This is a genomic window from Roseovarius sp. MMSF_3298, from assembly GCF_030733705.1.
Classification (GTDB): domain Bacteria; phylum Pseudomonadota; class Alphaproteobacteria; order Rhodobacterales; family Rhodobacteraceae; genus Roseovarius; species Roseovarius confluentis.
In genome coordinates this window covers 1-19272 of the sequence record NZ_JASHIN010000035.1, presented here as the reverse complement: position 1 = coordinate 19272, position 19272 = coordinate 1, and the positions used below count along the sequence as shown (strand labels likewise).

21 protein-coding genes are annotated in these 19272 nt (G+C 65.4%); 8 read left to right on the top strand and 13 right to left on the bottom strand.

Translation table 11 applies throughout. The features are described from left to right. Nucleotides 1–13: 13 nt before the first annotated feature. From ruvB to ruvC, 3 genes are read right to left on the bottom strand one after another with little or no spacing between them, the layout of a single operon-like run. Complete coding sequence (ruvB, locus tag RBB18_RS20815; protein WP_103763407.1) at nucleotides 14–1042, bottom strand: Holliday junction branch migration DNA helicase RuvB; 1029 nt, start codon at nucleotides 1040–1042, stop codon at nucleotides 14–16. A gap of 58 nt (nucleotides 1043–1100) precedes the next feature. After that, nucleotides 1101–1772 carry a Holliday junction branch migration protein RuvA gene (gene ruvA, locus RBB18_RS20810; protein ID WP_103763406.1) on the bottom strand — a complete coding sequence of 224 codons (672 nt, stop codon included), beginning with the start codon at nucleotides 1770–1772 and terminating at the stop codon, nucleotides 1101–1103. Then, nucleotides 1769–2263 (bottom strand): crossover junction endodeoxyribonuclease RuvC, encoded by a 495-nt coding sequence (ruvC, locus tag RBB18_RS20805; RefSeq protein WP_103763405.1) that lies wholly within the window; start codon nucleotides 2261–2263, stop codon nucleotides 1769–1771. Before ruvC ends, ruvA begins: the two co-directional genes overlap by 4 nt. A gap of 305 nt (nucleotides 2264–2568) precedes the next feature. Here ruvC and RBB18_RS20800 point away from each other — a divergent pair, with 305 nt between their 5' ends. Further along, on the top strand, nucleotides 2569–2760 hold the full coding sequence (locus RBB18_RS20800) for a DUF1127 domain-containing protein (RefSeq protein WP_103763404.1): 192 nt from the start codon (nucleotides 2569–2571) through the stop codon (nucleotides 2758–2760). A gap of 133 nt (nucleotides 2761–2893) precedes the next feature. Here RBB18_RS20800 and RBB18_RS20795 read toward each other — a convergent pair whose 3' ends face one another. The 3 genes from RBB18_RS20795 to RBB18_RS20785 form a co-directional block, all read right to left on the bottom strand. Beyond that, nucleotides 2894–3247: a hypothetical protein gene (locus RBB18_RS20795; RefSeq protein WP_103763403.1), complete on the bottom strand. Its 354-nt coding sequence runs from the start codon at nucleotides 3245–3247 to the stop codon at nucleotides 2894–2896. A gap of 110 nt (nucleotides 3248–3357) precedes the next feature. Next, complete coding sequence (locus tag RBB18_RS20790) at nucleotides 3358–4233, bottom strand: 50S ribosomal protein L11 methyltransferase (protein ID WP_306112478.1); 876 nt, start codon at nucleotides 4231–4233, stop codon at nucleotides 3358–3360. 22 nt (nucleotides 4234–4255) lie between these two features. Next, complete coding sequence (locus RBB18_RS20785; protein ID WP_306112479.1) at nucleotides 4256–5488, bottom strand: MFS transporter; 1233 nt, start codon at nucleotides 5486–5488, stop codon at nucleotides 4256–4258. Nucleotides 5489–5629: 141 nt separating this feature from the next. Between RBB18_RS20785 and RBB18_RS20780 the strand changes: the two genes are divergently transcribed. Continuing rightward, nucleotides 5630–6694, top strand: coding sequence for a YeeE/YedE family protein (locus RBB18_RS20780; RefSeq protein WP_306112480.1), 1065 nt, complete (start codon nucleotides 5630–5632; stop codon nucleotides 6692–6694). Nucleotides 6695–6771: 77 nt separating this feature from the next. Here RBB18_RS20780 and RBB18_RS20775 read toward each other — a convergent pair whose 3' ends face one another. After that, nucleotides 6772–8973 (bottom strand): primosomal protein N', encoded by a 2202-nt coding sequence (locus RBB18_RS20775; RefSeq protein ID WP_306121273.1) that lies wholly within the window; start codon nucleotides 8971–8973, stop codon nucleotides 6772–6774. A gap of 121 nt (nucleotides 8974–9094) precedes the next feature. Between RBB18_RS20775 and fsa the strand changes: the two genes are divergently transcribed. The 4 genes from fsa (at nucleotide 9095) to RBB18_RS20755 (ending at nucleotide 12683) form a co-directional block, all read left to right on the top strand. Continuing rightward, on the top strand, nucleotides 9095–9748 hold the full coding sequence (fsa, locus tag RBB18_RS20770; RefSeq protein ID WP_274592974.1) for a fructose-6-phosphate aldolase: 654 nt from the start codon (nucleotides 9095–9097) through the stop codon (nucleotides 9746–9748). Nucleotides 9749–10257: 509 nt separating this feature from the next. Next, complete coding sequence (locus RBB18_RS20765; RefSeq protein WP_103763397.1) at nucleotides 10258–10965, top strand: DUF484 family protein; 708 nt, start codon at nucleotides 10258–10260, stop codon at nucleotides 10963–10965. Beyond that, nucleotides 10962–11894, top strand: coding sequence for a tyrosine recombinase XerC (locus tag RBB18_RS20760; RefSeq protein WP_306112627.1), 933 nt, complete (start codon nucleotides 10962–10964; stop codon nucleotides 11892–11894). Before RBB18_RS20765 ends, RBB18_RS20760 begins: the two co-directional genes overlap by 4 nt. 93 nt (nucleotides 11895–11987) lie before the next feature. Next, complete coding sequence (locus RBB18_RS20755) at nucleotides 11988–12683, top strand: phosphatidylcholine/phosphatidylserine synthase (RefSeq protein WP_306112626.1); 696 nt, start codon at nucleotides 11988–11990, stop codon at nucleotides 12681–12683. On the opposite strand, the gene RBB18_RS20750 is transcribed toward RBB18_RS20755, so the two are convergent. The 5 genes from RBB18_RS20750 to RBB18_RS20730 all read right to left on the bottom strand — a co-directional run bounded on the left by RBB18_RS20750 (nucleotide 12680) and on the right by RBB18_RS20730 (nucleotide 16202). Further along, nucleotides 12680–13120, bottom strand: coding sequence for a methylated-DNA--[protein]-cysteine S-methyltransferase (locus tag RBB18_RS20750; protein ID WP_371931684.1), 441 nt, complete (start codon nucleotides 13118–13120; stop codon nucleotides 12680–12682). The two genes, RBB18_RS20755 and RBB18_RS20750, sit on opposite strands and share 4 nt — an antisense overlap. 72 nt (nucleotides 13121–13192) lie before the next feature. Beyond that, nucleotides 13193–14140, bottom strand: a complete 948-nt coding sequence (locus RBB18_RS20745) for an OmpA family protein (protein ID WP_306111315.1) — start codon at nucleotides 14138–14140, stop codon at nucleotides 13193–13195. Nucleotides 14141–14164: 24 nt separating this feature from the next. Further along, entirely contained in the window at nucleotides 14165–14737 is a 573-nt protein-coding gene (locus RBB18_RS20740; protein ID WP_103763393.1) for a peroxidase-related enzyme, read from the bottom strand. Next, nucleotides 14734–15483 carry a GNAT family N-acetyltransferase gene (locus RBB18_RS20735; protein WP_306111316.1) on the bottom strand — a complete coding sequence of 250 codons (750 nt, stop codon included), beginning with the start codon at nucleotides 15481–15483 and terminating at the stop codon, nucleotides 14734–14736. The genes RBB18_RS20740 and RBB18_RS20735 overlap by 4 nt, the downstream gene beginning before the upstream one ends. Continuing rightward, complete coding sequence (locus RBB18_RS20730) at nucleotides 15480–16202, bottom strand: molybdopterin-binding protein (RefSeq protein WP_306111317.1); 723 nt, start codon at nucleotides 16200–16202, stop codon at nucleotides 15480–15482. Before RBB18_RS20730 ends, RBB18_RS20735 begins: the two co-directional genes overlap by 4 nt. 46 nt (nucleotides 16203–16248) lie before the next feature. Here RBB18_RS20730 and sfsA point away from each other — a divergent pair, with 46 nt between their 5' ends. Beyond that, nucleotides 16249–16950 carry a DNA/RNA nuclease SfsA gene (gene sfsA, locus RBB18_RS20725; RefSeq protein WP_306111318.1) on the top strand — a complete coding sequence of 234 codons (702 nt, stop codon included), beginning with the start codon at nucleotides 16249–16251 and terminating at the stop codon, nucleotides 16948–16950. 72 nt (nucleotides 16951–17022) lie between these two features. Then, on the top strand, nucleotides 17023–17838 hold the full coding sequence (gene map, locus RBB18_RS20720) for a type I methionyl aminopeptidase (RefSeq protein ID WP_306111319.1): 816 nt from the start codon (nucleotides 17023–17025) through the stop codon (nucleotides 17836–17838). Between the two features lie 190 nt (nucleotides 17839–18028). Here the strand turns inward: map and RBB18_RS20715 are convergent, their stop codons facing one another. Next, complete coding sequence (locus tag RBB18_RS20715) at nucleotides 18029–19009, bottom strand: GSCFA domain-containing protein (protein WP_170067204.1); 981 nt, start codon at nucleotides 19007–19009, stop codon at nucleotides 18029–18031. Between the last annotated feature and the right edge of the window lie 263 nt (nucleotides 19010–19272).

Below are 19272 nucleotides of genomic sequence, written 5' to 3'. Positions count from 1 at the left end.
GGCGCAGCCCGTGTCACCGTTCGAATAGATCCCCCGACCCCGCCGCCTTGGGCGCGGCCATCCCCAGATGCGCCCAGGCCCGCGCCGCCAGCATCCGCCCCCGCGGCGTGCGCTGGATCAGCCCCTGCTGCAACAGGAACGGCTCGATCACCTCTTCCAGCGCATCGCGACTCTCGCTCAGCGCGGCACTCAGCGTTTCGATCCCGACAGGCCCGCCTTGATAGGCCTCGGCAATGAGGCGCAGGTAGCGCCGGTCGGCCCCATCGAGGCCCAGCCCATCCACGCCCAGCCGGGTCAGCGCATTGTCGGCCAACCCTTGCGTGATCCGCCCGTCGCCCTCGACCACGGCGAAATCCACCACGCGCCGCAAGAGCCGACCCGCCACCCGTGGCGTGCCCCGCGCCCGCCGCGCAATCTCCCGCGCGCCCTGCGCCTCGGCGGGCACACCCAGCTTCTGCGCGTTGCGCGTGACGATCTCGTGCAACTCCTCCTCGGTGTAGAATTGCAACCGCGTGGGTATCCCGAACCGGTCCCGCAAGGGCGTCGTCAGCAGCCCCAGCCGCGTCGTCGCCCCCACCAGCGTGAAGGGCTGCAACTCGATCCGCACCGTCCGCGCCGCCGGTCCCTCGCCGATCACCAGGTCCAGTTCGAAATCCTCCATCGCGGGGTAGAGCACCTCTTCCACCGCCGGGTTCAGGCGGTGGATCTCGTCGATGAACAGAACGTCATTGGCCTCGAGGTTCGTCAGGATCGCCGCAAGGTCGCCCGCCTTGGCCAGAACTGGGCCGCTGGTCATCCGAAACCCCACGCCCAGTTCGCGCGCCATGATCTGCGCCAGCGTCGTCTTGCCAAGGCCGGGGGGGCCGTGAAACAGCGTGTGGTCCATCGCCTCGCCGCGCTGCCGGGCCGACTGGATGAACACTTTCAGGTTGGCCCGCGCCTCGGCCTGCCCGATGAAATCGGCCAGCGCCTGCGGTCGCAAGGCGCGGTCCACATCCTCGGGCAAGGCCTCGGGGCGCAGGGTGGGGTCAGGCTCGGTCATGAATTAATCGTCCCACGTCCGCGCGGCAGGCCGCAAGGCCTGATGAGCGCATGGCCTGTCATCCCTTCGGCGCCAACAGCTTCAGCGCGGCGCGAATGAGGTCCGCCGTCGCCGCCTCGGGCATCTCGCCCGCCGCCTGCGCCACCGCGCCCGCCGCCTCGCCGGGGCCGTATCCGAGGTTCGTCAGCGCCGACAGCGCCTCGGCCTGCGCCGCGCCGTCCGGGGCCTTGGCGGGCGCGGGCTTTGCCACCGGCGCCTCGATCACCTCACCCTCGTCCGCGACCACCTCCGGCGCGGCGACCGACGCGCTCGCGCCCATCGCCATCACTTCCGGCGCCTTGTCCTTCAGTTCGATCACCACGCGCTGCGCCGTCTTGGGGCCGATCCCCTTGGCCGCCTTCACCGCGTTCACGTCGCCCAAGGCAATCGCCCGGCCCACGCCATCCGGTCCCAGCGTGCCCAGGATCGCCAGCGACGCCTTCGCCCCGATCCCCTGCACGCTCATCAGCAGGCGGTGCCATTCCTTCTCGACCAGCGAGGTGAAGCCATAAAGCTGCAACAGGTCCTCGCGCACCAGAAGGTCGGTATATAGCGCCACATGCTCGCCCGCCCCCGGCAGCGCCGCCAGCGTCCGGTCCGAGCAATAGACGAGATACCCGACCCCCTTCACGTCAATCAGCACGTGATCGGCGGCGCGGTAATCGATGCGTCCCGCGATCCGCCCGATCATGCGCGCACCTTCTCTTTCAGCACTCGTGCAGGCCCGTGATGCGCGTGACAGATGGCAATGGCCAGCGCGTCGGCGGCGTCCGCCCCGGCCAGCTCGACCCCCGGCAGTTGCACGCGCACCATGTGCGCCACCTGGTCCTTGCCGGCATGGCCCACGCCCACCACCGTCTTCTTCACCGTGTTGGGGGCGTATTCGCCCACATCCAGCCCGAACTGCGCCGGCACCAGCAGCGCGATGCCCCGCGCCTGTCCCAGCTTCAGCGTGCCGGCCCCGTCCTTGTTGACGAAGGTCTGCTCCACCGCCGCCGCGCCGGGCGCATATTTTTCAATGATATCCGTAAGTTGACCGTGCAGCGACAACAGCCGCGCCGCCAGCGTGCCCCCGTCCCCGTGGCAAATCCCGTTCGCCACATGGGTCAGGCGGCTGCCTTCCATGTCGATCACGCCCCACCCGAGGTTGCGTAGGCCCGGATCGATCCCGATGACCCGCATCTGCACTGCCCGCCCTTGCTTGTTTTTCAACGCCCTAGCACGAAACAAGAACAAACGCCAAGCACTTCCACGCGCAAAACCACCCTTCCGCGCCCTGCGCTGCGCGCGGATCACACCGCCTCGCCCCCTCCCCGCACAATATATGAACAGGAAAAATAAAGCATTAACATGACGTTAAGATAAATCAACCCATGCAATGCCTGCATAGTGACTATGCGGAAAATGCGTGTTGTCCGACTCCGCCGAACCTCCTAACTCCAGCCACAGAACAAGAAACGAACCGACTTATATCAAGGACCATGACAATGGCTGCAATCGACACAACCCGCAGCGTGCACCACGGCGCCCATTTCGGCTCCATCTTCGCGCGCATCCTCGCAACCGTCTCCGCCTGGAACGACGCCCGCGTCACCCGCAACGCGCTCAGCCGCCTTTCCGACCGCGAGCTGGACGATATCGGCCTGTCGCGCGGCGACATCGAACGCGCGATCCGCTAATCCCGGATCGCCCCCGCCCGGCGTCCCCTCCCTGCGCCGGACAGCAAAAAGCCCTGCACGTGATCAACGTGCAGGGCTTTTCGTGTTCCGAGAAGCGTCTTTGGAGGGCAGAGAGGCCAGACGTAAAGGAACGTTACTTCACGAAGGGGCGCAGGTACTGCGCGATCACGCTGGACACCTGGTCCTTCTGCATCACGAAGGCGCCGGCCTGTTCGACCACGGTGCCGGATTTCAGCGCGTCAACGCGCTGGTCGTAGATCGTGCTGCCCAGATGCGCCAGGATCATCGCCTTGAACAGGAACACGCCCAGAACCAGGAACGCCAGACCGCGGACCGAAAAGCCCCGCGCGCGGGGCTTGGGGCGGAAAACGATCAGGCCTTCGCGCGTCACCTTGGCGGAATAGCCGTTGGCCAGTCGAGCCCGGTTGCGGTCGATCTTTTTCAGACGGGCATCGAAGCCCTGATAGTTGTCGGTCGCATTGGTCATGGCAGCGTTCCCAAACTCTGTTCATCCCCGTTCCCTTGTTGATGAAACTAGGTTTGAAATGTGGCAATTGTGGGGCAGCTGCCTTTAAAAAACTTTTTTTACAAGCGTTTTCAAACACTTTTGCGGGTTATTATCGTCGTCCACTCACCAATCTGTTCGCGCGATACGACACTGTTTCCGGCCTCGCCATAAACCGCCGCAACCTCGTCGGCCTGTTCATTCAGAATGCCGGATAGAATCACGTACCCCCCGGGCTTCAGCGCATGGGTGATTCCCGGCGCCAGCGCGATCAGGGGCGCTTTCAGGATATTCGCGAAGACCAGGTCGAACGGCGCCGCCCCGGCAATGCCCGGATGCTCCAGCCCTTCGGCCTCCAGGCAAGTCACCCGGCCCACAAGATCGTTGGCCGCCACGTTGATCTCCGCCACCTCGACCGCGACCGCGTCGATGTCACTGGCAAGGATCGTCGCGTCGGGCCAGACCCGCGCCGCCGCCATCGCCAGCACGGCGGTGCCGCAGCCCAGATCCAGCACGCTGTCCAGCGGGCCTTGATCCGCGTTCAACCGGTCCAGCGCCTTCAGACAGCCCAGCGTCGTGCCGTGATGCCCGGTGCCGAACGCCATCGACGCCTCGATCAGAAGCGGCAGCGCATCCTCGGGCACCTTGTCGGCATCGTGACTGCCATAGACAAAGAACCGCCCCGCCACCACCGGCGTCAGTTCCCGCTTCACCTTGGCGACCCAGTCCGTTTCCGGCAGTTCGGACACGATGAAATCCTTGGCACCGTGCATCGACGCCAGCAGCGCCAGCCCCGCCGCATCCGGTTCCGCCTCGAAATAGCCGCCCACTTCCCACAGGCCAGAGCCGTCCTCCAGCTCGAACACGCCAACGCCCGTGGGCTCCGGTGTCAGACGTTCCAGCGCCTCGCCCAGGGCTTCGGCCTCGGATTTGCCGGGCAGGGTCGTCAAAGCGGTGAATGTGGGCATGAAGCCTCCCTTGTCGATCAGATCACTCCGCCGGGGCGGGCGCCCGGGCGGTCAGGATCGTCTCATACCCCGGTTCGGGGTGACGGGGAACAAGCATCGCAAGGATAAATGACACGCCGGCCATCGCGGCGGCCATCACGAACACCGCCACCGGCGACACCAGCCAGAGGTAGCCCAGCGCGGCGGGCAGGAAGACGGCGGCGATATGGTTGATCGTGAACGCCACCGCCGCGGTGGGCGCGATATCCCCCGGATCGGCGATCTTCTGGAAATAGGTCTTCAGCGCCAGCGCCAGCGCAAACAGCATGTGGTCCACCACGTAAAGCGTCGCCGCCAGCACCACGCCCCAGCTAAAGAAGTAGAGCCCGCCATAGAGTAAAAAGACCAGCGCCAGCCCCGCATACTCAAAGAGCAGCGTCGCCCGTTCCCCGAACACATGCACCGCGCGGCCCATCAGCGGTGCGAACACCATGTTGGCCACAAGGTTGATCAGGTAGAGCGCGGTAACCTCGTGCACCTCGAAGCCGAACTTCTCGACCATCATGAAGCCCGCGAACACGATGAAGATCTGCCGCCGCGCCCCCGACATGAACTGCAGTGCATAATACAGCCAGTATCGCCGCCGCAGCACCATCTTCTTGATCTGCGGGTTGGGCGCCTCGAATTGCGGGAACGCGAAGACACAGTAGAGCGCGATCAGTACCGTCGCCCCGCCCGCGATCATGTAGACGGTGTTGTAGCTCAGATCCAGCGTCTCCCACGTCATCACGATCAGCACGTAAGCCACCAGCGTCGTGCCCGACCCGGCGGCCAGCAGCCAGCCCAGCATCTGCGGCGCGCGCTCCTTCTTCAGCCATTGCAGCTGCAACGACTGGTTCACCGTCTCGAAATAGTGAAACCCGATCGAGCTCAGCATCGTGATCGTCAGGATCCCGCCCAAGCTGGGAAACCATGCCGTGATCGTCGTCGCCACGCCCAGAAGAATCAGCGACACCAGTGCCAGCGTCTGCTCGCGCATGAAGATGATGATGGCGATCACCCCGATGGCCAGGAATCCGGGGATCTCCCGCACCGTGTGCAACCAACCGATATCCGAGCCGTCGAACTCCGCCGCCTCGATGACGAAGTTGTTGAGCAGCGCCGACCACGTCGCAAAGGCCAGCGGCATCGCCGCAGCCATCAGGAACAGCAGCGCCACGGGCCGTCGCCAGATCGGCAGCTCCCGCGCCAGTTCAAGGGGGTATGTCCTCGCCATCCTCATGCTTTACGCCCATCTTTCCGCTTTGACCATTGCTTCGACTGCAAGGCGACTGTGCAAAAATACGCGGCCTGATCTGGATCAAGGCAGCAGGCCCGCCCCCGTGGCACGACCGCCTGAAACCGAAAGGCACGGGTCATGGACGTTCTCGCCCTCGTGGAATGGATCGGCGAAGCACCGGCAGCGGCGCTCTTGGGTCTGCTCACCGGCGTGATCTTCGGCGTCGCGGCACAACGCTCTCGCTTCTGCCTGCGTGCGGCGTCGGTGGAATTCGCCCGGGGCCGCATGGGCGACCGCATCGCGGTGTGGTTCCTGACCTTCTCGACCGCCGTCGTCTGGGTGCAGGGCGCGCGGCTGCTCGGTCTCTTCCGCGCGTCGGACGCCCGCATGATGGCCATCCCCGGCAGCTGGTCCGGCGCGGTGATCGGCGGGCTGATCTTCGGCGCGGGCATGGTGCTGGCGCGCGGCTGTCCCGGTCGCCTTCTTGTGCTCGCGGCCACCGGCAACCTGCGGGCCATCACCACCGGCCTCGTCTTTGCCGTCGCGGCGCAAATGAGCCTGTCGGGAATGCTCTCGGACCTGCGCACGCAACTGGCCGCGCTCTGGACCACCCAAGGCGGCCACAACATAGACCTGCTCAGCACACTCGGCCTGCCGGCCTACAGCGGCCTGCTGATCGGCCTTGCCTTTGCCGTGCTCGCCCTCGTCGTGGCGCGCCGCAACCGCATCGGGGCCGCGCGCGTGGTCTTCGCCTCCGGCGTGGGCTTCGCCGTCGCAGTGGGGTGGGTGTCGACCTTCGCGCTGGCGCAGGTCAGCTTCGATCCCGTCTCGGTGGAAAGCGCCACGTTCAGCGGCCCCTCGGCCAATACGCTGATGTTCTTCCTCGTCTCCGACCCGGTGCTGAACTTCGACATCGGCCTCGTGCCGGGCGTGTTCCTCGGCGCCTTCCTCGCTTCGTACGTCAACCGCGAACTCAGCTTCCAGGGGTTCGAGGACGCCGCCAACATGCGCCGCATGATGACCGGCGCGCTGATGATGGGCTTCGGCGCGATGCTGGCCGGGGGCTGCTCGATCGGAAACGGCGTCACGGGGGCCTCGATCTTCGCCGGCACCGCGTGGCTGGCGCTCTTCTCTATGTGGATCGGTGCGATGATGACCGATTTCCTGGTGGACCAGCATGGCGTGGGCGCACAACCCGCGTAGGGTGGGTGAAAACCCACGCGGACCACGCAACGCCCCCACCCCGTCCCGGACCCGATCCGGGACCTCCCGCGATACGCTCACATGAAACTCTGCGGATCGATATCCACCGCCAGCCGGAACTGGGTCGACCCCTTCACCGGCGCAATCCACTGCGCCAGCGCCCCTTGCAACGCCACGCCCTTCGGCGCCTTCACCAGCAGCCGCACCCGATGCCGCCCCCGCACCCGCGCGATTGGCGCCGGCGCCGGCCCGAACACCTGCGCCCCCACGGCCCGGATCGGGCCATCGTTCCGCGCCAAGGCGTTGCCGATATCGAACGCCTCCTGCATGTCGGTCGACGACAGGATGATCCCGGCCATCCGACCGAATGGCGGCACGCCCGCGTGCTGCCGCTCCCCGGCCTCGGCCCGCCAGAACCCTTCCTCATCCCCCGTCAGGATCGCCCGGATCACCGGATGCTCGGGCTGGAAGGTCTGCAACAGCGCCACCCCCGCCTTCTCGGCCCGCCCCGCGCGCCCCGCCACCTGCCGCATCAGCTGGAACGTCCGCTCGGCGGCCCGCAGATCCGATCCCTGCAAGCCCAGATCGGCGTCGATCACGCCGACCAATGTGAGATTGGGAAAGTTGTGCCCCTTCGCCACAAGTTGCGTGCCAACGATGATATCCGCGCCCCCCGCCGCGATCTCCTCGATCTGCGCCTTCAGCGCCCGGGCAGACCCGAACATGTCCGACGACAGCGTCGCCACCCGCGCCTCGGGGAACAGCGCCACCGCCTCTTCCGTCATCCGCTCCACGCCGGGGCCCACGGCGGCCAGCTTGCCCTCCACCTCGCAGGCCGGGCAGGCTTCGGGCATCGGCTTGGTCTCGCCGCACTGGTGACAGACCAGCCGCTTCAGGAACCGGTGCTCCACCATCCGCGCGTCGCAATGATCGCACCCCACCTGGTGCCCGCAGGCCCGGCAGATCGTCACCGGCGCATAGCCCCGCCGATTGAGGAACAACAGCGACTGCTCGCCCTTTGCCAGTCGCGCGTCGACGGCCGCCCGTAGGGTGGGTGAAACCCACGCATTGCTGGCCAGCCGCTCGTCGCGCATGTCCACCGCGCGCAGCTCCGGCATCACCGCCGGCCCGAACCGCGCCGTCAGGTCCAGCCGCCGGTACTTGCCGGCCTCCGCATTGGCCCATGTCTCGAGGCTCGGCGTGGCCGAGGCCAGCACCACCTGCGCCGCACACAGGCTGCCGCGCAGCACCGCCATGTCGCGGGCATTGTAAAGAACCCCGTCCTCCTGCTTGTAGGAGGTGTCGTGCTCTTCATCGACGACGATCAGGCCGAGGTCCTGAAACGGCAGGAACAGCGCCGACCGCGCGCCCACCACCAGCTGGCACTGCCCCTGGCCCACCATCTTCCAGATGCGCCGCCGCTCGGTCATGGTGACGCCCGAATGCCACTCGGCCGGCTTCACCCCGAACCGCGCCTGCACCCGCGTCAGGAATTCCGACGTCAGCGCGATCTCCGGCAACAGCACCAGCGCCTGCCGCCCCTGCGCGATGCATTCCGCCACGGCCTCCAGGTACACTTCCGTCTTGCCCGACCCGGTGACACCGCGCAGCAGGGTCGTGCCGAACACCCCCTCGCGCAGCCCGGCCCTCAATGCCTCCGCCGCCACCGCCTGATCCTCGGTCAGTTCCGCCCCCGGTCGCGCCGGATCGAGCCTCGGGAACGGCGCATCCCGCGGCGTGTCCTCTTCGCGCACGACCCCCTGTTTCACCAACCCCTTCACGACCGAGGACGTCACCCCGGCAATGTCGCTCACTTCCTTCAGGGTGAACCCCAGCCCGCCATACTCCTCCAGCACGGCGATCACCTTGCGCCGCGCCTCGGTCTCGCGGTCGGGCCGCCCCTCGCCCAGGCGATAGATCTTCTGCATCGACGGCGGATCGCCCAGCCCCGGCGCGCGCGTCGCCAGCCGCAGCATCGCGGGCAGCGGCGTCAGCGTATAATCGGCGGCCTTCCGGATGAACGCCTGCAATTCCTCGCGCATCGGCGCCGCGTCCAGCACGCGAATGACCGACCGCACCTTGCTGATGTCATAATCCCCGGCCCCTGCGCCCCAGACCACGCCCAGCACCTTGCGCGGCCCCAGCGGCACCTCGACGAACGCGCCAAGATGACACCCGCCTTCCGGCGCCTTGTAATCCAGCACACGGCCCAGCGGCTGCGTCGTCAGAACGCCCACCAACTGGCCGGTCTCGAAAAAACTTGCACCGGAATACGTCAAAAACGGCGACCTTCGTCACGAGGTCCCGGGTCAGGCCCGGGACAGGGGTTTCGGGCGCATACCTTATGAGGTAAAGCATCCGACAGGAAACCCCAACGCGGCCAAGAGAGGGCCTTTCGAGATGAAATTCTTCGTAGACACCGCCGACGTCGACGCCATCAAGGAACTGAACGAGCTTGGCATGGTCGACGGCGTCACCACCAACCCCTCGCTGATCCTCAAATCGGGCCGCGACATCCTCGAAGTGACCAAGGAAATCTGCGACATCGTCGAAGGCCCGGTCTCGGCCGAGGTCGTCGCCGTCGAGGCCGACCAGATGATCGAGGAAGGCCGCAAGCTCGCCAAGATCGCCGACAACATCGCGGTGAAGGTCCCCCTCACCTGGGACGGGCTGAAGGCCTGCAAGGTGCTGGCGGGCGAGGGCAACATGGTCAACGTCACGCTGTGCTTTTCGGCCAACCAGGCACTGCTGGCGGCCAAGGCGGGGGCCACGTTCATCTCGCCCTTCATCGGGCGTCTGGATGACATCAACCTCGACGGCATGGACCTCATTGGCGACATCCGCACGATCTATGACAATTACGGCTACGAGACCCAGATCCTCGCCGCCTCGATTCGCACGGTCAACCACGCCACCCAATCGGCCCTGATCGGCGCCGACGTGATGACCGCGCCGCCGGACGTGATCAAGAAAATGGCCGCGCACCCGCTGACCGACAAGGGGCTGGAGGCCTTCCTGGCGGATTGGGAAAAAACCGGGCAGAAGATCCTTTAATCGGCGGCCTGCGACGGGCAGGCCTACTGGCGGTCATGCGGAAGGTTGCGCGTCACCGCTTGCGACCCAATGTACGGTTACGGCAGCTTCGAGGCCTTGGAGGTGTCGTCGATTTCGAGCCCCCAGCCGGTTAACAGCCGCGAAGCGGCCCGGCTATCGTCAGCCCCTCCCCTGGGCTGGCGATTTGGCCGAGGCTGGGCGCAACAATCCTTCCGCGGATGTGCTTGGCAGGCATGAAGCGCTTCAGAATTGTCGTCGGATCGCCACCCCTGGGGCTGGCGCTCGCCTCCGTCACGAACGGCCGCTCCGTCCTGCAAAACCGACGCTTCAAACACAGACGCCCTTGCAGATTTTTTGAAAGAGGCAATCGAATTTCAAGAGCCGAATTGTCTTGGGGTCCTGCACCCAAGCGCCACGCGATGGGTAAAAATCCGACCATTTCCAAGAAATTTATTGCGGCACCACCCCGCCGCATCTGATAAGCTTCCTAAAAATAATCAGAGGCACACATGAGCAGCAAGCCCGAGATCAACGACCAGATGCGCGACCACATCATCGCGCAACCCGATGTTATCCTTGAAGATCAGGACCTTATGCGCGCCCTCATCGCCGCCAACGAGCGCGCGATGGGCAACAATATCGTCGACCTGCGCGGCATCGCCATGGACCGGCTCGAAGCGCGGCTGGAACGGCTGGAGGACACCCACCGCTCGGTCATCGCCGCCGCCTATGAAAACCTCGCCGGCACCAACCAGGTGCACCGCGCCATCCTGCGCATGCTCGACCCGGTCGAGTTCGAGGATTTCCTCAAGGATCTCGGCGGCGACGTCGCCACCATCCTGCGCGTCGACTGCGTCAAGCTGGTGCTGGAATCCGTCCAGAATGACGACGACCCCGCCGTCAAGCGACTGGGCGACGTGCTGTCCGTGGCCGAACCCGGCTTCATCGAACACTATCTCGGCGCCCGCCACTCCGGCCCCGTGCGTCAGGTCACCCTGCGCCAGGTTCACGAGGGCGACGACCGCATTTATGGCCGCGAGGCCGAGTTCATGCGCTCCGAGGCGTGCCTGCTGCTCGATTTCGGCGAAAACCGCCTGCCCGGCCTGCTGGTCCTGGGCTCCGAGGACCCGCACCAGTTCAGCCCGCAACAGGGCACCGACCTCCTGTCCTTCTTCGCGGGTATCTTCGAACGGGCGATGCGCCGCTGGCTGTCATGATCTCGGCCGCGGCCCGCGACGCGCTTCAGGCCTGGCTCGATCATCACAAATCCCTGCGCGGCGCCTCCCCCCATACGCTCGACGCCTATTCCCGTGACGTCGCGGATTTCCTCGCCTTCATGACCGAGCACAAGGGCGCGTCCCAGGGCCTCGGCGCGCTGGCCAAGCTCACCGTGTCGGACATGCGCGCCTGGATGGCCTTCACACGGGGCCGCGACGTGGGCGCCCGCAGCCTCGCGCGCAAGCTTTCTGCGGTCAAAAGCTTCTTTCGCTGGCTGGCCGAGCGCGAAGGGGTTGACCCGGCGGCGGTCCTCGCCGCCCGCGCGCCCAAGTTCCAGCGCAAACTGCCCCGGCCCCTGTCGCCCGACGCCGCGCGCGACGTGATCGAGACCACCGAGACCCAGCACCCCACCACCTGGATCGCCGCCCGCGACCAGGCGGTCGTGACCCTGCTCTACGGCTGCGGGCTGCGCATCTCCGAGGCGCTTGGCCTGACGGGCCGCGCCCTGCCCGTGGGCGACAGCCTGCGGATCGTCGGCAAGGGCGGCAAGGAACGCATCGTGCCGGTCATCGCCCCCGCTCGCACGGCCCTCGCCCGCTACCTCGACCTCTGCCCCTACCGAACCGAGCCCGACACGCCGCTTTTCCGCGGCGCGCGCGGCGGGGCGCTCTCGCCCCGTGCGGTGCAGAAACTCATGGCCAGCGTCCGGATGCAGCTTGGCCTGCCCGCCACCGCCACGCCCCACGCCATGCGCCACAGCTTTGCCACGCACCTGCTGAACGCCGGCGGCGACCTGCGCGCGATCCAGGAACTCCTGGGACACGCCTCCCTCTCGACCACCCAGGCCTACACGGCGGTCGACACCGCCCGCCTGATGGAAGTCTACAACCAGACCCACCCCAAGGCGCGCACGCCCGGCAAGGCCTGACCCTGTCAGCCCAAAGCCACAAAGCCTCCACCAGACGCCGCACGCATGTATTTGCAATTGCATCCCTGCGCCCGATCCCCCATCACGGGTGCCATGAGCCTGCGTATGAAAGCCCTTCTCGTGCACCTGCTGACCGCCACGGGTGCGGTCTTTGCCATGCTGGCGATGCTGGCCGCCATCCAGGAGAAATGGTCGCTGATGTTCCTCTGGCTGGTGGTGGCCTTCGCTGCGGACGGCATCGACGGGCCTCTGGCGCGCAAATACGATGTAAAGACCAACTTCCCGCTCTTCGACGGCGTGCTCCTGGATCTCATCATCGACTATTTGACCTACGTGTTCATCCCCGCCTTCGCGCTCTTTGAATTCGGCCTGCTGCCCGGCTGGACCGGCTGGGTCGCGATCATCATCATCACCTACTCCTCGGCGCTCTATTTCGCCGACACGCGGATGAAGACCAAGGACAACTCGTTTTCGGGCTTCCCCGGCTGCTGGAACATGCTGGCGCTCGTGCTCTTCGCGATCGAGCCCAACTTCTGGGTCTCTCTCACCATCGTGACGCTGCTGGCGGTCTCGATGTTCCTGCCGCTCAAATTCGTCCACCCGGTGCGCACCAAGCGCTGGCGCTGGATTTCCCTGCCGATGATCGTCGCCTGGACCTTCTTCGCCGGATGGGCCGCCTGGGTCGATTTCCATCCCGAAAGCTGGGCGCATTGGGGTCTCGTGGTGACCTCGGTCTACCTGACACTCGCAGGCGTCGCGCAACAGCTGATCCCCGAGCGCAACGGCTAGAGCAACAGCCCCGCCGCCCCCTCATGGCGCAGCAGCCAGACCTTGGTCTCGATCCCGCCCGCCCCGGAATAGCCGCCCAGCCCTCCGGCGCCCAGGACCCTGTGGCAGGGAATGATCACCGGGATCGAATTGCCCCCGCACGCCCCGCCCACCGCTTGCGCCGGCACGCCCAGCACCTTGGCGATATCGCCGTACTCGCGGGTCTCGCCCCACGGTATCGCCAGCATCGCGGCGCAGACCTCGCGCTGAAAGTCCGACCCTGCGGGGGCCAGCGGCAAATCGAACGTCTTCAAGCGGCCCTCGAAATAGGCCTCCAGCTGCGCGCAGGCCGCTTCCAGTTCAGGCCGCGCCTCCGACGCCCCGGCCTGCCCCCAGCCCAAACCGACAATCGACGCCCCGTCGCTCGTCACCCGTAAAGGTCCCACCGGGCTCTCCATCCCGGCCTCGAAGACCGCTCCCGGCTTTTTCTTGCCAAAAATACTCAAATCCCGCCCTCTCGGCCCCTTGCCTCACTCGGTATTGAGCAGCACCGCCTCCACCCGCCGGTTGGCCTCACGCCCCGCATCCGTCAGGTTCGAGGCGACGGGCGCAAGATATCCCATCCCCTCCGCCTCCAGCTGGACGCGCGGGATGTCATACTCCGACACCAGCCGCTCCAGCACGGCCGCCGCGCGGCGCCGCGACAGCGCGGTATTGTTCTCCAGCGTGCCGACCGTGTCGGTATGGCCCACCAGCGCCACGCGCCGCTCGGGGTCTTCTCGCAGAAACGCCGCCAGCGCCTGCAAGGACGGGTGCGGGCCGGGACCCAAGGACACCGTGCCGGTCTCGAAATCGAGGTCCGACAAAACCGCGTGCCCGGTCTGCGTCAGTCGCTCCGCCAGGGGCCCTGTGGCCGCGTCCGGCACGGCGCCGGTTGTCACCGTCTCCGGCCCTGCCGCACCGTCCTCGGCAGACAGGTTCCCGGTCGCGGCCTCGGACTGCGCCAGCCGGATCACCTGGATATAGCCGCTGCCCGACACCTGGCTGACCACCACGGTCACGTAGTCCGACACGCCGTCATCGCCCTCCTTGCGGGCCGACAGGAAGCGATAGTCGCGCAGGTCCACGAACATGTCCGGCGCGGGCAGAACGGGCGTGTTGAACCGGAAATCGAAGCCGCCGCATTCCCGCGCGGCACAGTCCAGCATGATGGAATATCCCGCCTCTACGATCTGCCGCCGCAAGGGCCGCTGCAATTGCAGGCTGGTCAGCCCCGGCGCATCCAGCCGCCACGCCTGTTGCAGGAAAAACCCTTCGGCGTCGATCGCCGGGATCTGCCCGTCGGCATAGACATCCGTCGGCACAAGATAGGCTTCGGCGGCGCGGCGCACCTCCCGGGTCATCGTGGCGCCCTGCGGCAAGGTCAGCTCCAGCGCCCCGACGCCACCAGCAGCCCAAAGGCCCAGCGCAATTCCCAAAGTTGTCGCCCGCGGCCCCACTGTCTAGCGGGCCTGTCCGTGATAGTCGGGATTGGGCTTCATGCCCACCGCGCTGGCCATCCGGTTCGACATGCTGAAGAACCCCACGACGGCGGCAATGTCCCAGATATCGCGCTCGGAAAAGCCCGCATCGCGCAACGCCTGCCGGTCCGCCTCCACCGTCTCGGCACTGGCCTTGGTGACCTTCTCGGCGAACTCCAGCATCGCCGTCTGCCGCGCGTCCAGATCGGCGGCCCGCCAGTTCATCACCATCGCCTCGCCCAAGCTCGGGTCGCCGGAGAGCGCGCGCACCGCGGCCCCATGCGCCACCTGGCAATACCAGCAGCGGTTGATCGAACTGACCACCACCGCGATCATCTCCCGCTCCAGCTTGCTCAGGCCACTGTCACCCAGCATCAGCTCGTTATACATCGCCGTGAAGGCGTTCAGCTTCTCGATATCGAACGCATAGGCCCGCAGCACGTTCGGGATCATGCCCAGCTTGTCCTGGCAGACATCGAAATACTTCCGCGTGTCCTCGGGCAGCGGGTCCGCCATCGGCAGGTTCAGGGCGGTGGGCAGATCATCCTGGCTCATGTGGTGCGGGCATCCTTCTTGATACGGTAATGGTACTGTCCCACAAGCGTCATCCCTAGGGAAGAGTAGAGCGCGTTGGCCGCATCGTTGGCGATGGTGCACAGCACGCTCACATGCGTGGCCCCCTGCCCGGCGGCCCAATGCGCCGCATGATGCGTCAGGTGCCGCCCCAGCCCGCCACGCCGCTCGCCCTTGCGCACTTCCAGCGCGTGGATCATCGCCACCCCGTCCGAGATCGCGACAAACCCGGTGGCGGCGGGCCGGTTCTCGGTCCGCCCGAAAAGCGAGGTCTTGGGCCCCTCCACCCGGCGCATCACGTCAACCCGCGCCGGCCCGATGCCGCCTTCCTTCCAGATATCCTTCTGGATCGCCATCGGCTCCCACAGGTCAAAGGTCGTCACCGGCGGCGGGTCCTCGGCGGTCAGCGTGGCGACCGGGCAGACATACATGTTCACCGGGTCGATCACGTCGTACCCGGCGGCCCGCAGCATCGCATCCAGCGACTCGTCGCCATGCCGGATCATGAACAGCAGGTCCTGCCCCATCTCGCGCATCTTCTCCTCGGCCTCGGGCAGCGCGTCGCGTGTCACGGGCTTGCCCGGCTCGCGCAGCGTCGATGCCGAGACGCGTTTGCCGCCGCCCCTGCCCTCGCGCAGGGTCCACGGCCCCGCGTCAAACATCTCGGCGGCGGGCCAGGAGGCCTCCGTCACGGCATAAAGCGTCCTGGCATCGGGCAGCCCGCTCATGCCGGAAACGCCTTTTCCAACTCTTGCATCGCGCGTGTCACCTCCGCCTCGTCCTGTCCCCGGATCACCACGTTCACCCCGAACCTGCCGTTCACGATAAACGGGTACGACCCGAAGGACAGTGCGTCATACCGCTCCGCCAATGCGCCCAGCGGCCCCGCGATGTCGCCTTCGCCGCGTTCGACGCGCAAGGTCTGCGACACCACCGGCTGCCCGCCCGTCAGCGTCGGCAACAGCCCCTCGACCATCGCCTCGAAGATCTTGGGCACGCCTGCCATCACATGCACGTTCTCGAGGGTGAATCCCGGCGCCCCGCTCACCGGGTTGTCGATCAGCGTGGCACCCTCCGGCACCCGCGCCATGCGCAGCCGCGCCTCGTTGATCTCCAGCCCCTGCTTCTCGTAATGCGTCTCCAGGATGGCCCGCGCATCGTCACGCACCCCGATGGGCAGGCCGAGGGCCGCCGCCACGTTCTCGGCGGTGATGTCGTCATGGGTGGGCCCGATCCCGCCCGAGGTGAACAGGTGATCATACGCCCCCGACAGCGCCTTGACCGCCTCTTGTATGGCGCCCGGGTCATCCGCCACCACGCGCACCTCTTTCAGGTCGATCCCATGCTCGGTCAGACGGCCCGCGAGGTGATGCATGTTGGCATCGCGCGTGCGGCCCGACAGGATCTCGTCACCGATCACCAGCATCGCGGCGGTTGGGTTGGGCATGGCGGCTCTCCTTGCGGCAGGTCTTGCTCCGGTATAGGCATGGCCGATGCGCTTTCAAACCCCTCTTGAACCGGCCACGCTGATCCGCCGCTACAAACGCTTCCTCGCCGATATCCGGCTGGCGGACGGGCGCGAGGTCACGGCCCATTGCGCCAATCCCGGCTCGATGATGGGGCTGGCGGACGAAGGAATGCGCATCTGGGTCGAACCCAACGACGACCCGAAGAAAAAGCTGAAATACGGCTGGCGGCTGGTCGATCATGGGCACGGGCATTTCACCGGCGTCGACACCGGCCTGCCGAACAAGGCCCTCAAGGCCGCGTTGATGGCCGGCGACATCCCCGAGCTTGCCGCCTATGAAACCGTCCTGCCCGAACAGAAATACGGGGAAAACAGCCGGATCGACTTTCTTCTGCGCGGCGCGGACCTGCCCGACGCCTATGTCGAGGTCAAATCCGTCACCCTGTCGCGCGAACAGGGGCTTGCCGAGTTTCCCGACAGCGTCACCGCCCGCGGCGCCAAGCACCTGCACGAACTGGCGGAAATGGCCCGCGCAGGCAACCGCGCCATGCTCTTCTACCTCGTCCAGCGCACCGACTGCACGCGCCTGACCGTGGCCGCCGACATAGACCCCACCTATGCCGAGGCGCTGGTCATGGCCCGCCTCGCCGGGGTCGAGGTTCTGGCCTATGATTGTGCAATTACCCCCGAAGAGGTCGAAATTCGGCGCACATTGCCCCTGCGATGACCTGCCCCTCTGGTTCTCGGGCCGAATTCAGCCTACATACACCTCAAAGAATTGACTCGCATGGACCCAGACGTGAACGAACAACACCGAGGCAGACTGACCCGCGACGGCATCCGCATCCACGAGAGGGCGGATTTCGCCGGCATGCACAAGGCCGGTGCGCTGGCCGCCGAGATATTGGACCAGGTCGCCGACCTTGTCGAAGTGGGCCAGACCACCGCCGTCCTGGACAAGTTCATCGAGGACAAGGTGACCGAGGCCGGCGCGAAATCCGCCACCATCGGCTACAAGGGGTATCAGCACGCCAGTTGCATCAGCGTCAACCACGTGGTCTGCCACGGCATCCCCGGCGACAAGAAGCTGAAGGATGGCGATATCCTGAACATCGACGTCACCGTGATCGTCGACGGCTGGTACGGCGATACCTCCCGCATGTATGTCGCGGGAAAACGCAACCGCAAGATCGAACGCCTGATCCAGATCACCCATGACAGCCTGTTGAAGGGGATCGAGGCGGTGAAGCCCGGCAACACCTTCGGCGATATCGGCCACGCCATCCAGAGCTTCGTCGAAGGCCAGCGCATGAGCGTGGTGCGCGACTTCTGCGGCCACGGCCTGGGCCGGGTGTTCCACGCGCCCCCCAACGTCCTGCACTATGGTCGCGCCGGGACAGGTCCCACGCTCGAGGAAGGCATGTTCTTCACGATCGAGCCGATGGTGAACCTCGGCCGCCCCGAAACCAAAGTGCTGTCCGACGACTGGACCGCCGTCACCCGCGACCGCTCACTCTCGGCCCAGTTCGAGCATTCCATCGGCGTAACTGCCGACGGGTGCGAGATCTTTACCCTGTCCCCCGGCAACCGCTTCCACCCGACCTGGAAGGACTAGGCGAGGCCGACGCCGCGACGGCGTCGATGGACTTCCGCGGCAAGTGCCGCGGCTACCTATCTTGAATCGTGCTTGTGCACCCGGACTTCCCCGAGAAGGTGCACCGCTTGTTTCGCGAGATCGGCCCGATCCTGTATGCGCAGGACCGGCAATACTGAATTCTTTGCACCATTCCAAAAGGCGGGCTGGCCTACTTATCAATGTAAGTTTCGCAAAACAGGCTTGTGATCTTCTCTACCAGCGCCAGCTTCACATGGCGCCTGTCGTTTTGCCAGGCGGTTTTGGGATGGGACAGGGTCACGAACTCGTAGGAAGGGAAATAGTCGACATCGTCGTGTGCGTCTGAAAACTTCGACGCCGCCACTCGAAGCTGCGCCTTCGACAACGTGTTCGCCACGACGACATCCTGTCCGGTAAAGCTGCGTTGCAGCCCCACGGGTGAGACAGTGACAATAATCTTGAGCTGATCCCCGGCAGTCGCCTTTGCTTTGGTACGGATGGCCTCCAGCCCTTCAAGCGCTTCTTCCATGGACACCCAGACGCCCGAGAACCTGTTTGACTTCCGGGCGTACCGCGCAGGTGGAGCGCTGTTCAGCGGAAGCGATGTCTCGTTGTCAAACAAGGCTTCTGAGAGGCCAAGGGTGATGATCATGCAACCCGCTTGCGACAAAGATTCACGCATCAAATGCCGCAGATGCGCCCGATCCTCGACGATTTTTTCAAAAGGCCGCGGCATCTGGTTGTTGGCATAGTTGCTGTCCCAGAACATGCCTTCCTCCGGCAGAGGAAAAATCAGATGCTCACCAAGCCTTTCATCCCCACCCGAGTAGTTGTCGATCTCCAGCTTCATTGACGGCACGTTGAAGCGGTGAAGTAACGCGGCATCTCCATATTTGTTTTCACGCTGCGCAAAATCCTTGGAATTGTAGAGCGCATTGTTGACCTGCAACCCACGATCGATCAGCGCCATCTCGATATTGCGCGCAAAACAGGATCCGATTGTGAAAAAGCTGGTGTCCGACGGCACGGTGAATTTCGGGCGCACGGTAATCTTCGCTTCGCCGTCGAAAATGCGGTTGCATGCGAAGGCAGGGTTCTCGTCCTGCTTGCTCTTGTTCCATATTGCATGAGGCAACCTGAAGTTCTTGGCGACTTCATCCCAGCTAAACAATTGGTGGTTTCCTTTTTCGTTTCACATCCGAGCCTTTCGGACGCGATATCGAGTGGCATGCCGACGCGCAAGAATCCAGCGGACAGACTTGAACACAGCCATAAAAAGATACTGGTTGCGAAAAACTCCTATCGGCGGTTCTCAATCCGGAACGTCTTGTTTTCTGACGTCAGGTTTGATCGTGCCTGCATCAGGCTAATTTGACACTCCGCGATTGCCATTGCTCGCGTGCCTGACCACCTGCACCAACCCCCCGGCCAAAA

Excerpts from the sequence above, each read along its gene's own strand:
- RBB18_RS20800 (WP_103763404.1), top strand. The coding sequence starts at position 2,569 with ATGGCTGCAATCGACACAACCCGCAGCGTGCACCACGGCGCCCATTTC.
- fsa (WP_274592974.1), top strand. The coding sequence starts at position 9,095 with ATGAAATTCTTCGTAGACACCGCCGACGTCGACGCCATCAAGGAACTG.
- RBB18_RS20785 (WP_306112479.1), bottom strand. The coding sequence starts at position 5,488 with ATGGCGAGGACATACCCCCTTGAACTGGCGCGGGAGCTGCCGATCTGG.
- RBB18_RS20760 (WP_306112627.1), top strand. The coding sequence starts at position 10,962 with ATGATCTCGGCCGCGGCCCGCGACGCGCTTCAGGCCTGGCTCGATCAT.
- ruvA (WP_103763406.1), bottom strand. The coding sequence starts at position 1,772 with ATGATCGGGCGGATCGCGGGACGCATCGATTACCGCGCCGCCGATCAC.
- ruvB (WP_103763407.1), bottom strand. The coding sequence starts at position 1,042 with ATGACCGAGCCTGACCCCACCCTGCGCCCCGAGGCCTTGCCCGAGGAT.
- RBB18_RS20750 (WP_371931684.1), bottom strand. The coding sequence starts at position 13,120 with ATGGAGAGCCCGGTGGGACCTTTACGGGTGACGAGCGACGGGGCGTCG.
- sfsA (WP_306111318.1), top strand. The coding sequence starts at position 16,249 with ATGCGCTTTCAAACCCCTCTTGAACCGGCCACGCTGATCCGCCGCTAC.
- RBB18_RS20730 (WP_306111317.1), bottom strand. The coding sequence starts at position 16,202 with ATGCCCAACCCAACCGCCGCGATGCTGGTGATCGGTGACGAGATCCTG.
- ruvC (WP_103763405.1), bottom strand. The coding sequence starts at position 2,263 with ATGCGGGTCATCGGGATCGATCCGGGCCTACGCAACCTCGGGTGGGGC.
- RBB18_RS20735 (WP_306111316.1), bottom strand. The coding sequence starts at position 15,483 with ATGAGCGGGCTGCCCGATGCCAGGACGCTTTATGCCGTGACGGAGGCC.
- RBB18_RS20795 (WP_103763403.1), bottom strand. The coding sequence starts at position 3,247 with ATGACCAATGCGACCGACAACTATCAGGGCTTCGATGCCCGTCTGAAA.
- RBB18_RS20755 (WP_306112626.1), top strand. The coding sequence starts at position 11,988 with ATGAGCCTGCGTATGAAAGCCCTTCTCGTGCACCTGCTGACCGCCACG.
- RBB18_RS20765 (WP_103763397.1), top strand. The coding sequence starts at position 10,258 with ATGAGCAGCAAGCCCGAGATCAACGACCAGATGCGCGACCACATCATC.
- RBB18_RS20740 (WP_103763393.1), bottom strand. The coding sequence starts at position 14,737 with ATGAGCCAGGATGATCTGCCCACCGCCCTGAACCTGCCGATGGCGGAC.
- RBB18_RS20780 (WP_306112480.1), top strand. The coding sequence starts at position 5,630 with ATGGACGTTCTCGCCCTCGTGGAATGGATCGGCGAAGCACCGGCAGCG.
- RBB18_RS20790 (WP_306112478.1), bottom strand. The coding sequence starts at position 4,233 with ATGCCCACATTCACCGCTTTGACGACCCTGCCCGGCAAATCCGAGGCC.